The organism is Rhizobium sp. BK538 (assembly GCF_014197575.1).
Classification (GTDB): Bacteria; Pseudomonadota; Alphaproteobacteria; order Rhizobiales; family Rhizobiaceae; genus Rhizobium.
The window spans coordinates 198,712-221,150 of sequence record NZ_JACIFT010000004.1; the positions used below are offsets into that span (position 1 = coordinate 198,712).

The following is a 22,439-nucleotide window of genomic DNA, read 5'->3' on the forward strand; positions in this document are numbered from 1 at the left end:
TCCAACTGCGGAATTCAAAGCCGGCAATCAAACGTGGGCTGCGCAGAAAAACAACGCTTACCCTTCAACGGCACAATCAGCGATCTCGTCTTCAGGCCATCTCTGGTGCTCCGATGCTTCGAGGCTTTGCCACTCAATTCTATTTTGCAGCGCTGGGAGCAACTGGCTTGCGCGATCCCGACTCGCTTTTGACATCGTCAAACGGAGACCGGGATGACGTGCTGCCGAGCTCATCAAGCCTCGGTCGGAAAAAGAACCAGGAAACGAAAAATCCGGATTCAAGTCTCAGTGCAGCTTGAACTCGCCTTCGACGCGGCACCATTCGTTCGGTCCGATCAGGCGCTGATGCGTATAGCGGACGGAATGCAGCGGCCCGTCGAGGTTGGCCTGCCAGTAATTGAGGAACTTCTGCATCTCAGGGAAATCGGGAGCCAGATCGTAATCCTGCCAGACATAAGTCTGAAGGACGGATTCGAAATCGGGAATGCGGTAGAGGATATGCGCGGTGGTAAGGCCATAACCGTTGAGCTGACGCTCCAGATCCGATGAAAATCGCATGCTTCATCTCCGTTTCGTGACAGCCTGAACGTGGCGTAATTTTTTGCGGCCATCAACGAATTTTTAGACGCTCGAGGCCAGGTTCTTGTTTCTTTCCAGAAAGTTAGCAGCCGCCTCCGAGGAGTGCTGATTTTTTTGTTTTGACCTCTTGAAATCAAAAAACCGCCAAACCAGATCATTTTGCGCAAAACGCTCGACTGAGGTTTTGCACCCACCCGGACTGGTCATCCGGTCCGGCCAGGGGAACAACGTCATCATTGTTTGTCCATCGGAGGAAAACATGTCGTTCCGACCGCTTCATGATCGCATTCTTGTCCGCCGGGTTGAGTCCGAAGAGAAAACCAAGGGCGGAATCATCATTCCCGATACCGCTAAGGAAAAACCGCAGGAAGGCGAGGTCATCGCCGTCGGACCCGGCGCGCGTAACGATGCCGGCCAGGTCCAGCCGCTCGACGTCAAGGCTGGCGATCGCATCCTGTTCGGCAAATGGTCCGGCACCGAGATCAAGATCAACGGCGAAGACCTGCTGATCATGAAAGAAAGCGATGTCATGGGCATCATCGAAGCCCCGGCAGAGCAGAAGCAGGCCGCCTGAAGGCCGACCGATCAGTTAAATTAGCTGCCTATTGAGGAGTTAAAGAAATGGCTGCGAAAGAAGTCAAGTTCCACACCGATGCCCGTGAACGCATGCTGCGTGGGGTCGATGTGCTTGCCAATGCTGTGAAGGTGACGCTTGGCCCGAAAGGCCGCAACGTCGTTATCGACAAGTCCTTCGGCGCACCGCGCATAACCAAGGACGGCGTTTCGGTCGCCAAGGAAATCGAACTGGAAGACAAGTTCGAGAACATGGGCGCCCAGATGCTGCGCGAAGTCGCCTCCAAGACCAATGATCGCGCCGGCGACGGCACGACCACCGCGACCGTTCTCGCCCAGGCGATCGTCAAGGAAGGCGCCAAGGCGGTGGCGTCCGGCATGAACCCGATGGACCTGAAGCGCGGCATCGACCTTGCCGTCGACGCCGTGGTCAACGAACTGAAGACCAACGCGCGCAAGATCTCCCACAATTCGGAGATCGCCCAGGTCGGCACGATTTCGGCCAATGGCGACGAAGAGATCGGCCGTTACCTTGCCGAGGCAATGGAAAAGGTTGGCAACGAGGGCGTCATCACCGTCGAGGAAGCCAAGACGGCCGAAACCGAACTCCAAGTCGTCGAAGGCATGCAGTTCGACCGCGGCTACCTCAGCCCTTACTTCGTCACCAATGCCGAGAAGATGCGCGTCGAGTTCGAGGATCCTTATATCCTCATCCACGAGAAGAAGCTTTCGAACCTGCAATCGATGCTACCGGTTCTCGAAGCCGTCGTGCAGTCCGGCAAGCCGCTCCTTATCATTGCCGAAGACGTCGAAGGCGAGGCTCTCGCCACGCTCGTCGTCAACAAGCTGCGTGGCGGCCTGAAGATCGCTGCCGTCAAGGCTCCGGGCTTCGGTGACCGCCGCAAGGCCATGCTGGAAGACATCGCTATTTTGACAGGCGGCACTGTCATTTCCGAAGACCTCGGTGTCAAGCTGGAGAACGTGACGCTGAACATGCTTGGCCGTGCCAAGAAGATCGCGATCGAGAAGGAAAACACCACGATCATCGATGGCGTCGGCTCCAAGGCCGAGATCGACGGCCGCGTTGCCCAGATCCGCGCGCAGATCGAGGAAACCACCTCCGATTATGACCGCGAGAAACTGCAGGAACGCCTCGCCAAGCTCGCCGGCGGCGTTGCCGTCATCCGCGTCGGCGGTTTGACGGAAGTCGAAGTGAAGGAAAAGAAGGACCGCGTCGACGATGCGCTGCATGCCACCCGTGCGGCCGTCGAGGAAGGCATTCTACCGGGTGGCGGCGTCGCGCTGCTGCGGGCCGTCAAAGCGCTCGACAATCTCAACACGGCCAACCGGGATCAGCGGGTCGGCGTCGAGATCGTCCGTCGCGCAATCGAGGCACCTGTCCGTCAGATCGCCGAGAATTCCGGCGCCGAAGGTTCGATCATCGTCGGCAAGCTGCGCGAAAAGTCCGACTTCTCCTACGGCTGGAATGCCCAGACCGGAGAGTATGGCGATCTCTATGCGCAGGGCGTTATCGATCCGGCCAAGGTCGTGCGCACCGCGCTTCAGGATGCAGCCTCCGTTGCCGGCCTGCTGGTAACGACGGAGGCCATGATCGCCGAAAAGCCCAAGAAGGAAGCCGCTCCGGCGATCCCCGCCGGCGCCGGCATGGATTTCTAAACGATCATTCTGGCTCGCCCCTGTTCGAGGGGGCGAGCCACCTGCGGAGTAAAACATGAGCTTGCCGTCAAAAGAAGATGCACGTCTATGCGCAGGTGTCCTTAGGGAGATTGTCCGGATGACGGGCATAGCGGACAATCCAACCGCTATCGGAACGCTGACGATAACGGTCGCCAGATTATACAATAAGGGCGTGCGAGACCGCGACACACTTTTGTCAGAGGCGATAAGAGTAGCCGAGATACCGAGAACTCATGATGATCGCGGCGCATCTTACTGAGCCGCGAAAAAAGGAATCCAGGTGCCATCTATTTATCCATGGAGCCAGGAGATGAGAAAGGACAGCAACAATATTAAATCCCAGCACGATGCCGTAGCCGCGACCAGCGCCGCTCATCTGTTGCACCCGGAAATGCATTTCGATCATCCCCGCGACGTGCTGATGGCGGGCAATATCAGCAAGGACGAGAAGCGGGCCATTCTGGCCTCATGGGCGTCCGATATATGTGCAATCGAATCCATGCCGGCCTGGCGAAGTTATCCGGGTACGCAACGGATCGTCGCCTATGATGAGGTTCTTGCGGCCTTGAAGGCCCTCGATGATGACGATCAAAGCACGTCGACGCAGAAGCCTATGGTTTTCTTTAATGACAGCAAAAGCCGCCGCCGCAGACCCCTGTCGCACCGATCTGGCGGCGGCTTCGGCCTGTGCAGCTACTGGAAAGGAGGGCGTCGCAAGCAACCATTCGAGATCTAGCCATTCCCTCTGACCGCCGCGTGCCTGTTTCGGACGCGGAGAAGATTTTTACCGACGATTCTTTGCTCACTTGAGGAGGTTTTGCCGATGAAGATCGCTCAGATCGCACCGCTCGCCGAAAGCGTTCCGCCCAAACTCTATGGAGGAACGGAGCGGATTGTCTTCTATCTCACCGAAGAGCTTGTTGCACAGGGCCATGACGTCACGCTCTTTGCCAGTGGCGACTCCGTCACAGATGCAAGACTGGTGCCCTGCTGCGACCTTGCGCTGCGGCTCAACCCGGCGATCAAGGACCACCTGCCGCATCAGGTCGTGATGCTTGAGGAAATTCGCCGCCGCGCCCATGAGTTCGACGTGCTGCATTTCCACATCGATCTATTGCATTTCCCGCTGATCCGGGATTTTGCCGACCGCACGTTGACGACCTTGCACGGCCGTCTCGATCTGCCGGATCTCAAGCCCTTCTACCAGGCCTTCGCAGATATTCCGCTCGTATCGATCTCCAATGACCAGCGCCGGCCTATGCCACCGGTCAACTGGGCGGGGACGGTTTACCACGGTCTACCCGCCGATCTGCTGCCCTTCACGGAAAAACCAAAGGGCAATTACCTCGCGTTTCTCGGGCGCATTTCGCCAGAAAAGCGACCCGATCGCGCCATAGAGATCGCGGCAAAAGTCGGCATGCAGCTGAAGATCGCCGCCAAGATCGACAATGCCGACCGGGCCTACTGGGAAACGGTCGTCGAGCCGATGGTGAAACGTCATTCCAATGTCGAGTTCCTCGGCGAGATCAATGAGCATCAGAAAGCAGCGTTCCTTGGAAATGCTGGAGCCTTGCTTTTTCCGATCGATTGGCCGGAGCCGTTCGGACTGGTGATGATCGAGGCAATGGCTTGCGGCACCCCGGTCATCGCCTTCGGCTGCGGCTCGGTTCCGGAGGTGATCGACAACGGCGTGTCCGGCCTTATGGTCGACAGCGTCACCGAGGCGGCCGAGAACGTCGAATGGGCGCTTCGGATTGATCGCCGCAGAGTGCGGGCCACATTCGAGAAGCGCTTCACCGCGGAACGGATGGCGCGCGACTACCTCGACCTCTACCGCAACCTACCCGGCGTCCGTACCAAAGCCGCTCCACTTCGCCGGTCGAATGGGCAGCCACTCGACCTGCAGGTGGTCGCCTGAGACTTCAGGAGGAGCAATGTCGATCGCTTCCGCAGGCAACAGTCCAGCGCCCGCATCGGCCGGCCCGGCGGCACCGGTCGCGCAATTTTTCATTCCGGCTACCACATCGCTGCAAGAGCGCCGGCCGCGCACTCTCAAGCACGGCGATACCTTCGCCGTCTTTGATCACAATGGCGACGCAGTTTCCGGGTCAGGCAGCCCGGAAGGCCTGTTTCATTGCGATACCCGATATCTCTCGCATCTCTCCCTGACGATCAACGGCAAGCGGCCGATGCTGTTGTCGTCGGCACTGCGCGACGACAACGCGACGCTCACCTGCGATCTCACCAATCCCGACCTCTTCGACGACAAGGAACGGCTTGTCCTCGGCCACGACCTCATCCACCTGCGCAGGTCTCGCTTCCTCTGGAATGCTCACTGCTACGAGCGACTATCGATAAGGAATTTTGACGACCGGCCGCAGCTTATTCGTATCGAGATTGCTTTCGGAGCAGATTTCGCCGATCTGTTCGAAGTTCGCGGAACGGTCAGGGCGAAAGGAGGGCGCCATCTTTCCCCTGTCATCGGGCAGGATTGTGTCTCTCTCTGCTATATCGGCCTCGACAACCGAGGTCGATCGACGCGGCTTTCCTTCGATCCGCAGCCGGACGAACTTGGCACCGACCATGTCATTTATGATCTCCATTTGGCCCCGCATGAGAGCCGCTCTTTGTTCATAGAAATCGGCTGTGACCAGAGGGAACCTCGAAAACCCGGCCACCGTTCGTTTTTCCATGCCCTGCGGGATTCACGCAGAGCCCTGCGCGCTTCTTCGTCGCGCGCCGCCTCGATCGCAACGTCGAACGAAATCTTCAACGAAGTCGCCCGACGCAGCATCTCCGACCTCTACATGCTGATGACCGACAAGCCGGAAGGCCCCTATCCCTATGCCGGCATTCCCTGGTTCAGCACGGTCTTCGGGCGCGATGCTCTGATTACGGCGCTGGAGACGCTCTGGCTGGACCCGGAGGTCGCCCGCGGAGTTCTTGGCCACTTGGCAGCCAACCAGGCAGCGGAGATCGATCCAGTCGCGGATGCGGAACCCGGCAAGATCCTGCACGAGGTGCGCTGTGGCGAAATGGCCGAGCTCGGCGAGGTTCCTTTTCGCCGCTACTATGGCAGCATCGATTCGACGCCTTTGTTCGTGATGCTGGCCGGCGAATATCTCAGACGAACTGGTGATCTTTTAACCATCGACCGTCTCCAGCCGCATATCGAAGCCGCACTGACATGGATTGACGACCATGGCGATCGCGACGGCGACGGCTTCATTGAATATGGGCGGCAGACGGAAGAAGGGTTGGTTAACCAGGCATGGAAGGACAGCCACGACTCCATTTTCCACGCGGACGGTACGCTGGCCAAGGGTCCGATCGCGATCGCCGAAGTTCAGGCCTATGTCTATGGCGCCTGGCATGCGGCGGCCGAGATCTTTCTCGTCCTCGGCCGGCCGGAACGGGCCGCCGGCTTCTTAGCGCGGGCGGAGGGCCTGCGTCGCGCCTTCGATACGAGCTTCTTCGACGAGGAACTTGGCACATACGTGCTGGCGCTCGACGGGGACAAGCGACCCTGCAGGGTCCGCTCCTCCAATGCCGGCCATGCCCTGTACACCGGCATCGCCTATCCCGAACGGGCCGCACAGCTCACCCTTACTTTGATGAGTGCCTCATCGTTCTGTGGCTGGGGCATCCGCACTATTGCCTCCACAGAGGCGCGCTACAATCCCATGAGCTACCACAACGGCTCGATCTGGCCGCATGACAATGCTCTGATCGCCAGCGGTCTTGCTCGCTATGGCTATCGGGCTGAAGCCGCGCGGATCTTCGAGGGACTATTTGCCGCTTCGACCTATATCGACTTGCGGCGGCTTCCCGAACTCTTCTGCGGCCTGCCGCGCAGGCGCCCGCAGGGACCGACCTTCTATCCGGTCGCCTGCTCGCCGCAGGCATGGGCGGCGGCAACGCCTTTGTCGTTGTTGCGATCGTGCCTCGGTCTCGAGTTCGATCCGAACGCCTTGCAGATCAGTTTGAACGAACCGCGGCTTCCGAGCTTCCTCGACGAGGTCACGTTGCGGCACCTGCTGATCGGCAATGGTTCGGCCGATATTGCCATTCGACGCTCCGGTCGCAATGTCGTGGTGGACGTGATCGATCGCAAGGGCGATATCCGCGTACTCACGACGGCATGACCGGTTGGATCGACCGCTCCGGCGGTCAAGTCCCAACCATGCTATTTGTCCTGCTCTTCCTGGTCGGCAGACAGCAGATCAACGAGCGCGGCAACCTTGCCTGTCGGCAGATGCCGGCCTTCACCCAACAAGGCTTCGTCGTTGCTGGCCCACGCAAATGCCTCGGCAAGCTCAGCCTGCGTAGCACCTGTCGCGATGACCTCGGCCACCAGCGTTTCGTCGGCAGGCCCAAGGACGGCAATGACGTGGTCTGAAGTCATGGGCATAGCCACTGCTCCCTTTCTATACCTCGGCTCAAATATGGTGGCGCCTCGGAAAAATTCAATTTTTCCACCGAGAAAATCCACTCCCCTTGAAACATTAACTCCCTGAATTATATCAATATTAGTCGATTGCCCAATGGGGATCGACATAAGGTCCAGGAGACGCCGGTCGCTCTTGGCGTCTCCTTGTATCCATGTTGCTTATAAGGAGGATATGGCTATGAGGACAAACCTCGATTTCTCCCCCCTATTCCGGTCGAGCATCGGCTTCGACCGGATGTTGAACGCGCTCGAGGCTGCAAGCCGCGCCGAGACGAGCGACAGTTGGCCGCCTTACGATATCGTCAAAGCTGGCGAGAATGATTACCGCATTGTCATGGCAGTGGCGGGCTTCTCAAAGGACGAACTGGCGATGACCCAAGAGCAGAACATGCTCATCGTCTCGGGACAGAAGGCAAGCGGCGATGACCTCCAATATCTGCATCGCGGCATCGCCAGCGGTTCGTTCCAGCGTCGCTTCGAACTAGCCGACCATGTCAGGGTCGTGAGTGCGGGTCTCGTCAACGGTTTGCTGACCATCGATCTCAAGCGCGAAATCCCCGAAGAGATGAAGCCGCGCCAGATCGAGATCCGAACGGGCCAGATAATGCCGAAGGCCGAGACCAAGCAGATCGAGGCCAAGCAGCAGGCGGCTTAAGCCTTCCCCAGCAGAGCGCAAACAAGGCACCGGACATGGTCCGGAGCCGGGAGGAAAGCTTCGCCAACCGACCCAACAGAAAGGAGAAGAAACATGAGTGTTCGTGATCTGATTCCCTGGGGCCGCAACAATGGCAACCAGGTTCCAAGTCTCTTGCGCGATGACGACCGTGATCCCTTCCTGTCGCTTCATCGCGAGGTGAACCGTCTGTTCGATGATGTCTTCCGCGGCTTTGGCTCCGGCCTGCCTTCCTTCGGCAACAGCGCCACGTTCAGGGGCGGCTGGCCGAGTGTCGAGATCTCCGACGCCGACAAGGAGATCAAGGTGACCGCCGAAGTCCCCGGCCTTGAAGAGAAGGACATCGAGGTCCTGCTCAATGATGGCGTGCTGACGCTGAAGGGCGAAAAGCGCTCCGAGAGCGAGGATAAGGATCGGCAGTTCTCCGAGCGCTACTACGGCCGCTTCGAGCGCCGCATTCCGCTCGGTGTCGAGGTCAAGGAAGACCAAGTCGACGCCACCTTCAGGAACGGCGTGCTGACTGTCACCTTGCCGAAGACCGAGAAGGCGCAGTCGCAGGTCAAGCGCATCGCCATCAAGAGCTGATCGAGACGAATGCGCGGCGCCGGCCACCTGGCGGCGGCCGCGCATCCTTCGCCAACATGGGGAGGACAAATGATGGAGACTGTCAGACACACACATAACGAGAGAATAGCAACGGCTTCCGGTTTGCGCGTCTCGAACGACAACCGGTGGAGCCATCCTTGTTTCGGGCACTCACGTTTTCCCGACAATGCCGTTGCCCGGATCTTCAAACCGTCGCGCTCGGTGACAACATCAGGGACCGCGCGGACGAAGGGCTGGCGGCTTGTTTTCGACCGCCGCAGCGCGCCATTCATCGAACCTTTGATGGGCTACACGGGAAGTGCCGACACGCTTACCCAGGTGAAGCTGAAATTCCTCACGCTCGAATCCGCCATCCACTATGCCGAGCGGCAGGGACTTACCTACGTGGTGCAACGCCAGCCAAGCAAAGCGGCTGCACAGATAAAGCAAGGCATCGGCCAGCGGTCGCACCAACCGTCTGATGCCTTCGCTGATGCGACACTGGAGGGGCTTGGCCTTGCCGCGCTTCAGCAAAACTATAGGCGGGCACTGGATGGGAAGGCGAACCAGGACGATGCCTGCGGCCCGTCGATGTGGTCACTTCTGATAGGCGTCGCCCGCGATCTAACGCTGTCCCTTGAAGCGAAGCGTTCGATCCTGATGAACTGGGCCTGGACAGAATATCTAGCCAGTCACGCGATGAACGAAGGCACGCCGGAGAACAACCGGTCCTCGCGCCTTCATGAGATCGAGGAGGCGCTGCTCGCGCTCGACCGAGAAACCGCGAACAGGCGGGACGATAGTATGGTCGGTCGAAAAGCCGCGTGAGGTGCGCCCATGGACCCACATGTCGGCTTCGATTGCCGGAGGATCCTGCCAAACAAGTTCGCGCTAGCTGTTACGGCAGCCGCGCGCTGCCGCGCCCTCAACCGTGGTGCGAAGCTAAGGCTCGATCTGCCGGGCATAAATGACAGCGAACTTGCGCTCCAGGAGACCGCCGATGGCCGGCAGCTGCTCGCAAAACTGATCGGCAGCGACAAGGAGACCGACATTGCGCTGCTGCAGATCGACGCGAAGAACCTCACCGCGATCCAGATCGGAGGTTCCGATGCTCTCAAGGTCGGTGATTATGTCGTCGCCATGGGCAACCCATTCGGACTCGGCCAGACGGTCACCTCGGGCATTGTCAGTGCGCTCGGACGCAGCGGGCTCAATATCGAAGGCTATGAAGACTTCATCCAAACCGATGCCTCGATCAATCCCGGCAATTCAGGCGGAGCGCTGATGACGCTTGACGGCAAGCTGATCGGGGTCAGCCATCAAATCGGACGCAGACTATGTCGATAGATATCGCGACCGTTAGACGTATTGCCCGCCTTGCCCGCCTCGCACTCAGCGAAGACGAGGCTGAAAAAATGTGCGGCGAGCTGAACGAAATTCTGACCTTTGTCGAGCAACTTTTGGAGGTTGATGTCCAAGGTATCCCTCCGATGACCTCGGTTGTGCCGACAACCATGAAAATGCGCCAGGACGTCGTGACCGAAGGCAATAATGCCGAAGAGATCGTGGCGAATGCACCGCTCAGTGAGCGCAACTTCTTCCTGGTCCCCAAGATTCTCGAGTAAGCAGAGACGGCCTCGGGCCTTGGAGCATTTGGCGGTCGGGGCAGGCGATCGCCCCCAAACGATGCGCGCCTTTGCGTGCCGCGTGTCAGCGGCTAGAGATTTTCCTGCGCACATCCGATGCTTCGAAAAACTTGCCGATCTCGTTTGTGATCGAATGATGCGTCATGACGAAAGTCCCGTTTGGCAAGATCCCAAGCGCACGCGGTCAGGCAGTACCGCACCCTAATCATTTTGGGTCTTGAGGGGGTCTAATTCTCTGGAAATCGAGTAGCAGTTACCCTAGGGTCAAGTTGATAGCGTGTGCTGCGGGTTCCCCCGAAATCGACGGAGACTTCGATCAACCTCTCACAAGGAGCGCGACCCCATGTCTTCGACATGTTCCAAGGGCCGCATTCGACCACTCTCCGTCAGTTCCTCGACGCTGGTCGGCGTTCCGGGAACGGTGGCAGTCCTGGTAGAGCTTGGCCGGGCCGATCTTCCTGCAAAGGCCAGTTGGGGTCAGATGACCGGAGTTGCTCTGCTGTGTGGTATCGGCCTCACAATGTCCCTTTTCATCGGCCTGCTGGCGTTCAGCGATCCAAGCGTGCAGGATCACGTCAAGATCGGAATTCTGATGGGATCAGTTGTATCCACCGTTCTGCGCGCAGTCTTCCTGCGCTGGGGTATCAGCCCAGTGTTCCTGCAAACCGCTCCGGCCATCGCTCGCGTTGGAAGACGGCTAAATACTCCCAAGCACCAACATTCCAATGGCAATCCAGAACAGCGCACACACTTCTGCCGCCACCAAGTAGCCAATCGCGCGATCACTCATTAATGTCCCCTCCTCAGACGACCTTTCAAATACGTCTACTCCACCAAGACGTGTCTGTTTCGCCATGCAATGTCCCGCGCTCGCGGCAGTTCGACGTACCTGCGTCGAAGGATCGGGATGTCAATGGCGCCTTTTGTCCACTCCTCCAACCAACTTTCGAATTGCGCGGATCCCTCCAGGGCAGCCCAACCTCTTTGGCACGGTTGAATGCCCTAGCGATAATTGCGCGCCGACCTTCAATTGACATCGCATTCCCTCAAAATAGGACGCCCGTGCGCGCCGACTAGTTGTCAAATCCTTTGCGGCACCAGCAAACGTGACGCGATATCATGCATAACGCAACGATTTTATTTAAGACGGCACTAAAGTGCAGCCATCCATCAAACACGGCTGAGTGCAATTTCCCTCTTTCGCTTTGCACAACGGGCACCGAGGAGGCGCGCTGGTAGTGGAACGACCGCGAGGCCTTGGCGAAGGCTCAAAACAAGCTCTATTTTTCAGGACGTCCCCAAGGTTGCTCGACCAACCCCTCTCTTTTCCACGAGCCTCGACGAGATCAGAGCCTTCATCAGACAGCCCGAAACGCAGTGTCATCTTGAAACCACTGCAGCGGTCGGGAGCCGACATGCCGTTGCATTTTCTTGGCTGAGAAAGGCGCCTACTCATCGCGCTCTGCCGGCAGCCATGCCCTTGGCTGAGCAGCGAACATTTGATCATTGATGCTTGTCACGAAACAAAGATGAGAACTGCTTACCTTGAAGGCCTCGAATGCGAGGCGTATCGTCCGTTTGTTGCCCGCTCTAGGGCACTGCTCATCATTCTTTAGCCCTGCCCTCTGCAGGGCTCTCTTTTTCAGCCGGCCTTCCGCACCTTTGCTGCGTCATCCGGCAAGACCTTAAGACCTGCCTCGTGGGCGGCTACAACGAAGGCCGCTCGAGCGCTTGCCGCGTCCGTATAGAATTCCAAGGCTTCCAGAACCGACATGAGTGCGTGATGGAAGGATGGGACATTGGACCAATCCCATTTGCTGCTTAGGAGAATGGCGGCGAGGTCCTCGACTGTATCAGCATGCCGATAGCGGCCGGTATTGCCTTCAAATCCAACCTCCATCGGGTTGATAAAAACGGGAATCTCGCTGGCCATCTCCTAAACCCCTTGACATCACAGAATCCAGTAAATGGAAAAGCGATTCGTTTCGTCCAGTGCCGTTGCGCAACATCACGTTTGACGACGTGCCAAGATAAGAACAAACTGAGAACATTCAGACGGAGGTTCTCATGACCCATACGGAACAAGTCATTGCGAAGGCCCTGGCTGTGGTTGCCAACATCCGGTCCGAGCGGGAGCGAGATGCCGAAAGGCGAAAGCGGGTCTTCGGTAAACTCGATGTCAGCCGCCCGCGACCGACAGTCCGAGGCCAGCAACTCACGCTTGACCTTCAGTCACCGCAGCTGACTTGAAGCGGGACTTTCGGACAGGCCGCGCGACGCATTCATGTCCGGAGAAAGGGCAATAAGTGGGATATTCGGCAGCCCCGCACTGCGGCTGCGGTTACCGTTCAACGCGATGAGGCTCTTGGCACGCTGGAGTGACGCGCTCTGTTCGTTGTGATAGCGCGCGCCGATTTCCATCATCGGCACGATGCCCGGCATGAACTCAAGCTCGCTGAAGATGCCCACCCTGTCGATCCCAGCTGAGGGGCATCTTGCAGATCGCAGATGCCGAGCGCCGTCGATTCTCCCCAGATACTACAGCTTGTAGAGGGCCTCTGAGAGGCTGAAAGCACCGGCTCTTGTGATCCCTTGGGGTCGGGTCGCCCGACGGTCGGCAAGCAAAGGCGCTGACTTACCCGTTCCTTTATTCCGTATTAAATTTTGCTCCCGCGCGCTCCAATCATGGCGCGCGAGAACTCGCTATTGCGTACGACTTTATGCTGCACGCTCCATCGCCCGAGTATCAACGCAACCGATGAAACGTTCAAGTCACAGCAGCTTTTCGAGTGTTATCGGCAGGTCGCGGACGCGTTTTCCGGTTGCGTGAAAGACGGCATTGGCGATTGCCGGCGCGACACCGACGATTCCGACCTCGCCAACGCCTTTGCCTCCCAGAACCGAGGCATTGAGGTCGGGGATACCAACCGAGATCACCTGGATCGGCGGGATGTCGGCATTCGTCGCAACGAGGTAGTCACCGAGATTGTTGTTGATGACTCGTCCGTTGCGCGAATCGACCAAACCTTCTTCGAGCAACGCCTGACCGATCCCCATGATGATGCCGCCGCGCCACTGGCTTTCGGCAAGCTTGGGGTTGTAGATCCTGCCGCAATCGAATGCCGAGACCATTCGCGACACGCGGATCGTGCCGAAGTCTTCGTCCACCTTGACCTCGACGAAATGCGCGCACCAACTGTGCATGGAGAATTCACCCGCGGTCGGCCCTTGGATGCTTCCCATGGTCGTCCAGGCCTTCTTGTGACCCTCGGGCCCCTGCTCTCCTTCTGGAAGGGTGTTTCGCCGTGTGTCGATGCTGTCGCGACCAAGGGCCGTCATGAGTTCCGAAATGGAGACGGACAGTCCCCCATCGCGGGGCACAAAGATCCGGCCATCCGCGACCATCAGCGTATTGGCGCCCGTATCGCGGAAGGGAGAGGCGCCGTCGTTGAGAGCAAGTTCGATCAGTTCGTCGCGAGCAGCCGATGCCGCCTTGTGAACGGCTCCGGTGATGGCGCCGGCAAGCATCGAGCCGCCAGCGACCGTGGCGCCGGGAAGCGATGAATCGCCAAGTCGGACATTGATGCTCTCGGCCGGGACGCCGAGCACCTCGGCGGCGGTCTGCGCGAGTATCGTATAGGTACCCTGCCCCATGTCGATCGCGCCGCTGACGACTTCCACGGAACCATCGGCGAGGATCCGGATCAGTGCCTCGCTGGATGCGCGCAGGACGGGGAATGTGCCGCACGCAACGCCCCAGCCGATCAGTTGCCTGCCATCCCGCATCGAGCGCGGGGCAAAGCTGCGGTGTGACCAACCGAACGCCTCGCCGCCCTTGGAAAGCGCCTCGCGCAACCGGCGGGTCGACCACGGCTTGCCTGATTGCGGATCACGCTCCGCGTAATTGCGAAGCCTAATCTCAACCGGATCGATCCCGACCGCATAGGCAAGCTCATCCATGGCGCTTTCCAGGCCAAAGGCACTGGGGTTCTTGCCGGGCGCGCGCAGGGCTCCAGGCATGACCGTGTTCACCCGCACGAGGCTGTGTTTCGCGCTGAAATTTTCCACGGCATACATCAATGGGGTCGCCGCGCTTGTCTGCTCGGGAAAATCCGCATAGGTGGCGGTCTCGCTGGCACCCTCATGTACGATCGATTGCAGCACGCCATCGGCATTGGCGCCGAGCGCGATCGTTTGTCTTGTCGCGGCGCGGCCGCCATAAGCCGTGAACGTCTGCGGGCGCGTTACAGCGAGCTTCACCGGCCGGCCAAGCTTGCGGGCTGCAGCCGTTGCGATAGCGCCATAGGCGTAGGCTGTGGCCTTGGAACCGAAGCCCCCACCGATAAACGGCGAGACAATACGAACATTCTCATATGGGAGCCCGTACCACTCGGCATAGGTGCGCGCCATCCCGTGCGTCCACTGGCTGGGTTCCCAGATGGTCAGTTGGTCGCCTTCCCACCTCGCAACGAGGCCATGCGGCTCGATCGCCACATGATATTCGCGCGGCGTTCGGTACTCAGCCTCGATGCGGACCGGCGAAGTGGCAAGCGCGGTCTCTGCGTCGCCCCAAGTCACCGTAAGCGCATCGAGCGGCCTTTCCTCACTCGCCTTGGGATCATCGAAGTCAACGATCGCCGACACCTCCTCATAGGTGACGTCGACCAGCCGGGCAGCTTCGGCAGCCTGCTCCAGCGTTTCACAGATCACGGCAGCGACGGCCTGGCCGTTGAAGGTGATATCGTTGGACAGAGGAGAGTAAGGCTGGTTGTCGGGCCGGTTTCCGTACCAGTCGGAAGCCATCTTCAAGCCGAGTTCGACATCGGGTGTCAGCACCAACAGCGTACCGGGCGCCGCTTGCGCCTTTGTGGCGTCAACCTTCACAACCCGACCGGCGGCGATCCGGCTCTGCACGAGGACCGCGTAGACCAGACCCTCGACCGGTTGTTCCAAAGCATAGGTCGCTCCGCCGGTTATTTTCAGCCTTCCATCGAAGCGCGAGAGGCGACTGCCGATCGTACCGTCAGAGGCGTCGCCGCGTTTGCGGGGTTCCATGATGGTCATGCGAGACCTCCCATATTCAGAATGGCGCGCGCAACGACACGCGGCGCAAGTTCGATCTTGTAACGATTGCCGCCGTTAGCGACGGCGCCTTCCATGGCCAGTCGGCTTGCTTTCTCGACTGTGCCGGCATCGAGGACCTTACCGATCAGCGCCTTCTCGACCGACCGTGCGCGCCACGGCTTGGTGGCAACGCCACCCAATGCAACGCGGATGTCGCAGATCGTCTTGTCGTCCGCCTCCAACTCCAGCCCGACGGCTGCGCTTGCGGCAGCGAACTCATAGGACTGCCGATCGCGAACCTTGAGGTAGGTCGAGGTTCTGGCGACCGGCGACGCAGGAATGTTGATGGCCATCACCATCTCGCCACGCTCAAGGATCGTCTCACGTTCTGGTGTGTCGCCGGGAAGCACGAAGAAGTCTTCCGCAGTGACTTTGCGGTCACTGAGATCGATCGTTGCCTCCAGGGCAACCAGTGCAACGGCAAGATCACCCGGATAGGAGGCAATGCAGGCCCCGCTGGTGCCAAGCACCGCGTGATTGCGGGTCACACCACCGATCGCAGAGCAACCGGAGCCGGGATTACGCTTGTTACACGCGGAAAACGTTCCGGGATCGCGGAAGTAGGGACAGCGCGTCCGCTGCAGAAGATTACCGCCGATCGTCGCCATGTTGCGCAACTGCGGAGATGCTGCCAGCAAAAGCGACTGCGAAATGGCGGGATAATTTGCCCGGATCCCCGGGCTACCGGCCACATCTTCCATTTTCGCAAGCGCGCCGATCGTAATGCCATCGGCATCGGCCGAAATCTGCGACAGGCCGGAAAGGTGAGTGATGTCGACAACGGAATCGGGTTCGGCAACACCGCATTTGGCAAGATCGAGAAGCGTCGTACCACCGGCGAGCAACATTGCGCCTGATTGCATAGCGAACTGGCGGGCATCGTCGAGCGAGCCAGCTCGGAAGTAGCTGAAGTCTCTCATCACGCCATCTCCGCCGCTTCGCGCACTGCCGCCACGATGTGATTATAGGCACCGCACCGACAGAGATTGCCGGCCATGTATTCTCGGATCTCTTCGTCCGAGCCGACCCGCCCCTCACGGATGCAGGCAACGGCCGACATGATCTGGCCAGGTGTGCAATAGCCGCATTGGAACGCGTCATGCTCCAGGAAGGCCGCCTGGACCGGATGCAGGTCGCCGCTTTCGGCCGCAAGCCCTTCAATCGTCGTGATGTTGCGCCCTTCAACCTGTGCGGCAAGCGTCAGACAGGCAAGCACGCGCTTGCCGTCGACATGGACGGTGCAGGCACCGCATTGTCCCTGGTCGCAGCCCTTCTTTGTTCCGGTAAGACAGAGTTGCTCACGCAACGCGTCGAGTAGCGTCGTGCGCGCATCGACATCGAGCTCATGCAGCCGCGCATTGATGTCCAAGGAGAGATGAACCGTTCGTGTCATGATAAGCTCCTGCTATCGTCACGAGATTGGAGGTCGAAATCCAAAAAAGGGGTGGCCGCTCAGGATCAGCGCGCTAGCTAAGCTCATGGGAAGCAAGCCTGGGCACCTTTGGGCATGACATCCCGCCCCGTTCTGGATTAAGAGGTAAAAGGCACTCCACATAAACGGAGGCGCCTCCGTTTAATCTAGTGACTTGCCGCCGAGCGTCAAGTCCAGAATGTGCTTGGAGCTTATTTTGGCCTCGGCCCCGCCGAAGACGGAACCGTCCACACTGCCGCCAATGCGCGCGGATGCACGCCGCAATCGCGAGAAACTCGTCGACGTCGCAGCAGCCGCCTTTGCGGAGGCAGGCGTCGAAACTTCGCTGGAAGACATTGCCCGCAGGGCCGGCGTCGGCATCGGTACGCTCTACCGGCATTTTCCGACGCGTGAGCATCTGGTTGAGGTGGTTTACCGCCGTGAGTTGGAAAGCCTAGCGGCTGCAGCAAGGGAACTGGCTGAAAGCCATGCGCCTGATGCTGCACTCGAAGAATGGATGCGCCGCTTTGTCGGTTATATCGCCGCCAAGCGCGGGATGGCGACCAGCCTGAAGATCCTGATGAACTCCAATGCCTCTCTGTTTGCTGAAGGCAGCGGCCTTTTGCGAGGTGCCGTCGACGGGCTCCTCAAGGCAGCCGCTGAGCAAGGCCTCGTTCGAAGCGATATCGATACGACCGACCTTCTGCATGCCCTTTCGAGCATCTACTCGCTACCGGCGTCGCCAGATTGGCGGGACCGCTCGAACCGGCTTATCGGCTTGCTGATGGACGGGTTGCGGACACAAAAATAGTCGCCTCACTCTCCGTGAGACGACGTGGCACCGCCGGATTGCATATGTGCTCTCTCGAGGCAAAAAAGAAGCGGCGCTCGTGGCGCCGCTCTCGTCTTTTAGGCCGCCCGAACGCTCGCGCCCAACGGAATTTCCACATCGATTTCGAGGATGGACATATGCTCGTCGCGATCCATCGTCACTCGAACCCTTTCGCTATCGACTTGTACGTGCTTGGCGATAACGGCGAGGATTTCCTCGCGCAGCAAGGATACGAGATCGGATCCCGCCGAGACGCGCTCATGCGCGAGCAGCACCTGCAGGCGTTCGCGGGCCGCCGGCGCGGTCCTCTGTTTGCCAAAGAAGTTGAAGATGCTCATGCAGCGGCCCTCCGTCCGAAGATCTTGCCGAAGATGCCCCGCTTCTCTCCCGGGATGGTGACCGGCAGCTCTTCGCCGGCCAGTCTGCGCGCAGCATCGAAATAAGCCATGGCGGGTGCGCTGCGGCTGTCAGCCAGGGTGACTGGGGCACCGATATTGGACGCACGCAGCACATCCGTGCTTTCAGGAATGATGCCGAGGAGTGGAATGGAGAGGATCTCCAGCACGTCATCGACTTTCAGCATATCACCGCGTTCAGCGCGGTTGGGGTCGTAACGCGTCAAGAGCAGATGTTTTTCCATCCGTTCTCCGCGTTCGGCCTTCGCAGTCTTCGAGTCGAGCAGCCCGATGATGCGATCGGAATCACGGACTGAAGAGACTTCGGGATTGGTGACGACCACGGCGACGTCGGCGTGGCGCATGGCAAGCGTTGCGCCGCGTTCGATCCCGGCGGGGCTATCGCAGATGATCCAGTCGAAATGACGCTTCAGATCGTTGATCACGCGCTCGACACCCTCGGCCGTGAGGTTGTCCTTGTCCCGCGTTTGCGAAGCCGGCAACAGGAAGAGTGTCTCCAGCCGCTTGTCGCGGATCAGCGCCTGAGAAAGCTTGGCGTCGCCCTGGATGACATTGACAAGGTCGTAAACGACTCTGCGCTCAGCGCCCATGACGAGATCGAGATTGCGCAGGCCGACATCGAAGTCGACCACGGCCACCTTCTCGTTCCTCTGTGCTAAGGCCGCTCCGAGGGCTGCAGTGGATGTGGTCTTGCCCACCCCGCCCTTGCCCGAAGTGACGACGATGACTTTCCCCATCTTTCTCTCCTGTGTGATAGCCAGCTTCGGGCCTAGATAAGTTTCTCTGCCTTGATCGAGTCGCCTTCCAGCCAAAGCTGGACGGCCTGTCCGCGAAGGTTCGGCGCTATGTCTTCCGCCATCTTGTAGATACCGTCGATCGCGACCAGTTCGGCTTCAAGCTTGCGGCAGAAGATGCGCGCCGAAGTATTCCCGACCGATCCCGCCATCGCGCGCCCCCTGAGCGTGCCGTAGACATGGACCGAGCCCCCGGCGATAATTTCCGAACCGGATGCGACGGAGCCGATGACCGTGACGTCGCCTTCCGGAAAGATCAGCGACTGACCCGAGCGAATCGGCTCGCGAATGACGATCGACTGCAGCGCCGGCCGTGTCTCGACGGCCGCTGACTGCGTGCGAACATCGATGACCGGTTCCTGTTGCGGAACCTCGAAGTCCGAGACCGGGCGCCCGCCCTTGAGAGCCGGCGGCATCCCAGGCCCGATCAGCGAAGGCCGGCACCCCTCGATGCCCATGATACTGACGTTGCGCTGCGCCAGCTCAGCGATCAAACCCTTGAGCTGCGCCCGGTCAATCTCCAGGTCGCTGACATCAAGGACGACCGGTCGCCCCAGGAAGAAGCCGGCGGAGCGCGCGGCAAGATCGTCTAGTCTTACGAGCCAGTCATCGAAGGGAAGATCTGGCGAAAGCATGACCGCCAGGAAAGAGCGGCCCTTGATGCGGATCGAGCGAGCGTCTGTTAGCACTTTGGTCATCTAGGTTAAGAAATCGTTGAACATTTCTACGTCTGATTTGGTTAACAAATGGTTAATTTCCGATGCCCGGATCGTTAACAAATCTCAGTTCGCACACTCCCAAAACTCGCAACTGAGCGTCTGATTAGCGCTCGACACATCGTATCAGGCAGCCATATCTTTGGGTTAGATGCCAGGTCGAAACGCTTCGCGTGAACAAGCGAGACGAAACTCGCCTCGAGAGGCTCAAGCTTGCCCCCTGCCGCGAAGGATCGGGCTGAAATGGCGCATCGGGTGAGATCCGCAACAAGCGTATTCGCTGGAGCTGACGCGGCACCCCAAAATAGCAAAGGCCCGCTCGAGCGGGCCTTGATCTCTTGGTCTTCCGGAGGTCTTAGCGACCGTAAACCAGGCGCTTGATATCGCCACGGGTGACGCCAATGTCCTTCAGTGCTGCGTCGTCGAGTCTGGAAAGATCCCGGTATGCCTTACGGAGCTGAAGGAACTCTCCGATCCTGTTGCCGATTTTCATGTCATATCTCCTTGTGCGTTGCACAATTATATAGCTCATTGCTTCCTCAATGAGCACTTCGAAAACCGCATAAGAGGCATCTCGAAATTGCAATCTCGACATGCAGGTTGAGGAGAAGCACGGGGGCAAGGCACTTGGCGCGCCTCACGCCCGATTTGCCGTCACCCTCACCGCCCGACTCAGCACCCGTCGGACAGCGAACCAATCAGCAAACCAGAACAAAGATTTCGAATTGATTCATCGCAGTTTCGCGCTCCGGCGAAATGAACGTTTCACCTTGCCGCATTTTTCTCTCAAAACTGAAACGCAGTCCCCGATAAATCGCACTAAACTCTTCAGAGATCAGAGATTTGGGAGGATCGACGATGGCGCAGGCAACAGCGGTTCTATTGCGCGGCAGGAACGCACCCGATGAGGGAATCGACTGGCAACGCGTTACCTACCTTGTGCACCTCTCGCGAATTCTTGACGAGATGGAGGAGACGCGGCTCGTCCCGGAGAAGAAGGTCCTCTATCAATTCTCCGCCCGTGGCCATGACATGGCGCAGATCATGCTCGGCTTGCAGCTGACGAACCACCACGACGCCACCTGCGGCTATTATCGGTCGCGCCCGCTGCTTCTTTCGCTCGGCGTCGACCCGGCCGATGCGCTCGGTTCCGCCATGGGCCGCGCCGGCGGCTATTCGGATGGCCGCGATATCGGCGTGGTCTTCAACTATCCGAACCGCAACGGCGCTTCGGCTCTGCCGATGTGCGGCGGTGTCGGAGCTCAATACACCCCGACGGCGGGCTGGGCCCAGGCGCTGCAATATTACGCAACCGTGCTTCACGAGCATGACTATCGTGATGCGATCGCCGTCGTGCTTGGCGGCGACGGTTCGGTCGCATCGAACGGTTTCTGGTCTGCGCTGACGATTGCCACGACGCAGTCGCTGCCGATGTTGTTTTACGTCGAGGATAACGGCTTCGGAATCTCGGTCCCTTCCGACGTGCAGACGCCTGGCGGAAACATCGCGGCCAATCTCGCGAGCTGGCGCGGCCTGACGATCTTTGAAGGCGATGGGTGCGATCCCGCAGCGGTCGCGCGATTGACGCAGCAGGCAGTCGGCTTCGTCCGCGAGCGTAGAATGCCTGCTCTTTTGCGGCTTACTGTTCCCCGATTGGAGGGGCACAGCTTCCAAGACACCCAGTCGTATAAGAGTGAAGCGCTGGTCAAGGCTGAATGGGCTCGCGATCCGCTACCACGCCTGCGAGACTACCTGGTTCCCGCAGTGATGAGCTCTAACGAGTGGGAAGCCTGCCGGCTTGAGGCGGAGGGCGTGGCAGAAAAAGCGCGCGCCGAGGCCGAAGGCCGGGTTGTTGCCGCTCCCGAAACGGTCACCCGCCATGTCTTCTTCGACGGCGAAATGCAGGCGATGGGTGGTCAGCATTGCGACGGCTATCGTGCCCCGGAATGCAGCGACGAGGCGGCACCGGACGGCCAGCGTATCAATATGGTCACGGCGATCAGGCGTACGCTCGATCACGAATTGACGATCAACGAGCGCGTGGTGCTGTTCGGCGAGGACATTGGCCCGAAGGGCGGCGTTCATGCCGTCACGCTGGGACTGCAGGACAAGTTCGGCAAGGAACGGGTCTTTGACACATCGCTCTCGGAGGAAGGCATCGTCGGCCGCGCCGTCGGGATGGCGCTTGCGGGTCTCGTTCCCGTTCCTGAAATTCAGTTCCGCAAATATGCCGAACCCGCGACCGAACAGATCAATGATTGCGGCACGATCCGCTGGCGCACCAACAACCGGTTCGCCGCACCTGTTGTCCTGCGCATGCCGGGCGGCTTTTTCAAATGTGGCGATCCCTGGCACAGCCAGACGAACGAGGTCGCCTTTGTCCACCAGCCGGGCTGGAAGGTCGCCGTACCCTCGAATGCGGAAGATGCCGTCGGGCTCCTGCGCACCGCCTTGCGCGGCAACGATCCTGTCATCTTCTTCGAGCATCGCGCCATGCTCGATCATCCGTGGGCACGCCGCCCTTACCCGGGTGACAACTACGCCCTGCCCTTTGGCAAGGCACGCTTTACGCGCAAGGGCAATGCGATCACGATCGTCACCTGGGGTGCCATGGTTCCCCGCTGCGAGGAGGCGGCGGAAGGCATCTCTGCTGATGTCATCGATCTTCGCACGTTGATGCCCTTCGACCGCGCAAGCATCGTTTCCTCCGTCCGTCGCACGCGACGGTGTCTCATCGTCCATGAGGATCTTGGGACCGGTGGCTTCGGCGCGGAAATTGCCGCCATCGTTGCCGACGAGGCCTTCATGGATCTCGACGCACCAGTGTCGCGATTGACGATGCCGGATATCCCAAGCCCACACAACCCGGCCTTGCTCGACTGGGCGGTGCCGTCGGTCGACCGCATCAGGCAGAAGATCACGACGCTCGTGGAGTACTAAGA

At 59.4% G+C, this 22,439-nt stretch carries 23 protein-coding genes and 2 pseudogenes; 14 read left to right on the forward strand and 11 right to left on the reverse strand.

The window, feature by feature from the left end; genetic code table 11:
• Positions 1-285: 285 nt before the first annotated feature.
• Positions 286-558: an usg protein gene (locus FHX09_RS06615; RefSeq protein WP_132588924.1), complete on the reverse strand. Its 273-nt coding sequence runs from the start codon at positions 556-558 to the stop codon at positions 286-288.
• Positions 559-838: 280 nt separating this feature from the next.
• On the opposite strand from FHX09_RS06615, the gene groES reads away from it, so the two are divergent.
• The 5 genes from groES to FHX09_RS06640 all read left to right on the forward strand — a co-directional run bounded on the left by groES (position 839) and on the right by FHX09_RS06640 (position 6,995).
• Positions 839-1,153 carry a co-chaperone GroES gene (gene groES, locus FHX09_RS06620; RefSeq protein WP_132588922.1) on the forward strand — a complete coding sequence of 105 codons (315 nt, stop codon included), beginning with the start codon at positions 839-841 and terminating at the stop codon, positions 1,151-1,153.
• Between the two features lie 47 nt (positions 1,154-1,200).
• Positions 1,201-2,829 carry a chaperonin GroEL gene (gene groL / locus FHX09_RS06625; RefSeq protein WP_184449562.1) on the forward strand — a complete coding sequence of 543 codons (1,629 nt, stop codon included), beginning with the start codon at positions 1,201-1,203 and terminating at the stop codon, positions 2,827-2,829.
• Between the two features lie 331 nt (positions 2,830-3,160).
• A complete protein-coding gene (locus tag FHX09_RS06630) occupies positions 3,161-3,586 on the forward strand; it encodes a hypothetical protein (protein WP_183719355.1) in 426 nt (141 codons plus the stop codon).
• 87 nt (positions 3,587-3,673) lie between these two features.
• The gene (locus tag FHX09_RS06635; protein ID WP_183719353.1) at positions 3,674-4,768 is read left to right on the forward strand and encodes a glycosyltransferase family 4 protein; all 1,095 of its coding nucleotides are present in this window, start codon (positions 3,674-3,676) and stop codon (positions 4,766-4,768) included.
• Positions 4,769-4,784: 16 nt separating this feature from the next.
• A complete protein-coding gene (locus FHX09_RS06640) occupies positions 4,785-6,995 on the forward strand; it encodes an amylo-alpha-1,6-glucosidase (protein ID WP_183719351.1) in 2,211 nt (736 codons plus the stop codon).
• A gap of 41 nt (positions 6,996-7,036) precedes the next feature.
• On the opposite strand, the gene FHX09_RS06645 is transcribed toward FHX09_RS06640, so the two are convergent.
• Entirely contained in the window at positions 7,037-7,261 is a 225-nt protein-coding gene (locus tag FHX09_RS06645) for a hypothetical protein (RefSeq protein ID WP_132588916.1), read from the reverse strand.
• 217 nt (positions 7,262-7,478) lie between these two features.
• Between FHX09_RS06645 and FHX09_RS06650 the strand changes: the two genes are divergently transcribed.
• The 6 genes and pseudogenes from FHX09_RS06650 to FHX09_RS29690 form a co-directional block, all read left to right on the forward strand.
• The gene (locus tag FHX09_RS06650; protein ID WP_132588915.1) at positions 7,479-7,955 is read left to right on the forward strand and encodes an Hsp20 family protein; all 477 of its coding nucleotides are present in this window, start codon (positions 7,479-7,481) and stop codon (positions 7,953-7,955) included.
• A 93-nt stretch (positions 7,956-8,048) separates the two neighbouring features.
• Positions 8,049-8,558 carry an Hsp20/alpha crystallin family protein gene (locus FHX09_RS06655; protein WP_132588914.1) on the forward strand — a complete coding sequence of 170 codons (510 nt, stop codon included), beginning with the start codon at positions 8,049-8,051 and terminating at the stop codon, positions 8,556-8,558.
• A 72-nt stretch (positions 8,559-8,630) separates the two neighbouring features.
• Positions 8,631-9,386: an ETC complex I subunit gene (locus FHX09_RS06660; RefSeq protein ID WP_165933064.1), complete on the forward strand. Its 756-nt coding sequence runs from the start codon at positions 8,631-8,633 to the stop codon at positions 9,384-9,386.
• Between the two features lie 171 nt (positions 9,387-9,557).
• Positions 9,558-9,875: pseudogene (locus FHX09_RS29440) on the forward strand (trypsin-like peptidase domain-containing protein); the annotation flags it as partial.
• Positions 9,876-9,895: 20 nt separating this feature from the next.
• On the forward strand, positions 9,896-10,183 hold the full coding sequence (gene gatC / locus FHX09_RS06670; protein ID WP_132588911.1) for an Asp-tRNA(Asn)/Glu-tRNA(Gln) amidotransferase subunit GatC: 288 nt from the start codon (positions 9,896-9,898) through the stop codon (positions 10,181-10,183).
• Positions 10,184-10,604: 421 nt separating this feature from the next.
• Positions 10,605-10,829 (forward strand): annotated as a pseudogene (locus FHX09_RS29690) (Na+/H+ antiporter NhaA); the annotation flags it as partial.
• 1,017 nt (positions 10,830-11,846) lie between these two features.
• On the opposite strand, the gene FHX09_RS06680 reads toward FHX09_RS29690, so the two are convergent.
• Positions 11,847-12,137: a DUF982 domain-containing protein gene (locus FHX09_RS06680; protein ID WP_132588910.1), complete on the reverse strand. Its 291-nt coding sequence runs from the start codon at positions 12,135-12,137 to the stop codon at positions 11,847-11,849.
• Positions 12,138-12,271: 134 nt separating this feature from the next.
• Between FHX09_RS06680 and FHX09_RS06685 the strand changes: the two genes are divergently transcribed.
• Positions 12,272-12,454, forward strand: coding sequence for a hypothetical protein (locus tag FHX09_RS06685; RefSeq protein WP_132588909.1), 183 nt, complete (start codon positions 12,272-12,274; stop codon positions 12,452-12,454).
• Here the strand turns inward: FHX09_RS06685 and FHX09_RS06690 are convergent.
• The 4 genes from FHX09_RS06690 to FHX09_RS06705 form a co-directional block, all read right to left on the reverse strand.
• Positions 12,437-12,673 carry a hypothetical protein gene (locus FHX09_RS06690; RefSeq protein WP_183719349.1) on the reverse strand — a complete coding sequence of 79 codons (237 nt, stop codon included), beginning with the start codon at positions 12,671-12,673 and terminating at the stop codon, positions 12,437-12,439. The genes FHX09_RS06685 and FHX09_RS06690 overlap by 18 nt on opposite strands.
• 303 nt (positions 12,674-12,976) lie before the next feature.
• Positions 12,977-15,268 (reverse strand): xanthine dehydrogenase family protein molybdopterin-binding subunit, encoded by a 2,292-nt coding sequence (locus FHX09_RS06695; protein ID WP_132588908.1) that lies wholly within the window; start codon positions 15,266-15,268, stop codon positions 12,977-12,979.
• Entirely contained in the window at positions 15,265-16,248 is a 984-nt protein-coding gene (locus FHX09_RS06700; RefSeq protein ID WP_132588907.1) for a xanthine dehydrogenase family protein subunit M, read from the reverse strand. The genes FHX09_RS06695 and FHX09_RS06700 overlap by 4 nt, the downstream gene beginning before the upstream one ends.
• Positions 16,248-16,721 carry a (2Fe-2S)-binding protein gene (locus FHX09_RS06705; protein WP_132588906.1) on the reverse strand — a complete coding sequence of 158 codons (474 nt, stop codon included), beginning with the start codon at positions 16,719-16,721 and terminating at the stop codon, positions 16,248-16,250. Before FHX09_RS06705 ends, FHX09_RS06700 begins: the two co-directional genes overlap by 1 nt.
• Positions 16,722-16,956: 235 nt before the next feature.
• Between FHX09_RS06705 and FHX09_RS06710 the strand changes: the two genes are divergently transcribed.
• Positions 16,957-17,550: a TetR/AcrR family transcriptional regulator gene (locus tag FHX09_RS06710; RefSeq protein ID WP_132588905.1), complete on the forward strand. Its 594-nt coding sequence runs from the start codon at positions 16,957-16,959 to the stop codon at positions 17,548-17,550.
• 98 nt (positions 17,551-17,648) lie between these two features.
• On the opposite strand, the gene minE is transcribed toward FHX09_RS06710, so the two are convergent.
• The 4 genes from minE to FHX09_RS06730 form a co-directional block, all read right to left on the reverse strand.
• Positions 17,649-17,909, reverse strand: coding sequence for a cell division topological specificity factor MinE (gene minE / locus FHX09_RS06715; protein ID WP_132588904.1), 261 nt, complete (start codon positions 17,907-17,909; stop codon positions 17,649-17,651).
• The gene (gene minD, locus FHX09_RS06720; RefSeq protein WP_007797127.1) at positions 17,906-18,724 is read right to left on the reverse strand and encodes a septum site-determining protein MinD; all 819 of its coding nucleotides are present in this window, start codon (positions 18,722-18,724) and stop codon (positions 17,906-17,908) included. The genes minE and minD overlap by 4 nt, the downstream gene beginning before the upstream one ends.
• Positions 18,725-18,756: 32 nt before the next feature.
• Positions 18,757-19,479: a septum site-determining protein MinC gene (gene minC, locus FHX09_RS06725; protein ID WP_132588903.1), complete on the reverse strand. Its 723-nt coding sequence runs from the start codon at positions 19,477-19,479 to the stop codon at positions 18,757-18,759.
• A gap of 373 nt (positions 19,480-19,852) precedes the next feature.
• Complete coding sequence (locus FHX09_RS06730; RefSeq protein ID WP_007797120.1) at positions 19,853-19,990, reverse strand: DUF1127 domain-containing protein; 138 nt, start codon at positions 19,988-19,990, stop codon at positions 19,853-19,855.
• Between the two features lie 365 nt (positions 19,991-20,355).
• Between FHX09_RS06730 and FHX09_RS06735 the strand changes: the two genes are divergently transcribed.
• Positions 20,356-22,437: a transketolase C-terminal domain-containing protein gene (locus tag FHX09_RS06735; protein ID WP_132588902.1), complete on the forward strand. Its 2,082-nt coding sequence runs from the start codon at positions 20,356-20,358 to the stop codon at positions 22,435-22,437.
• Positions 22,438-22,439: the final 2 nt, after the last annotated feature.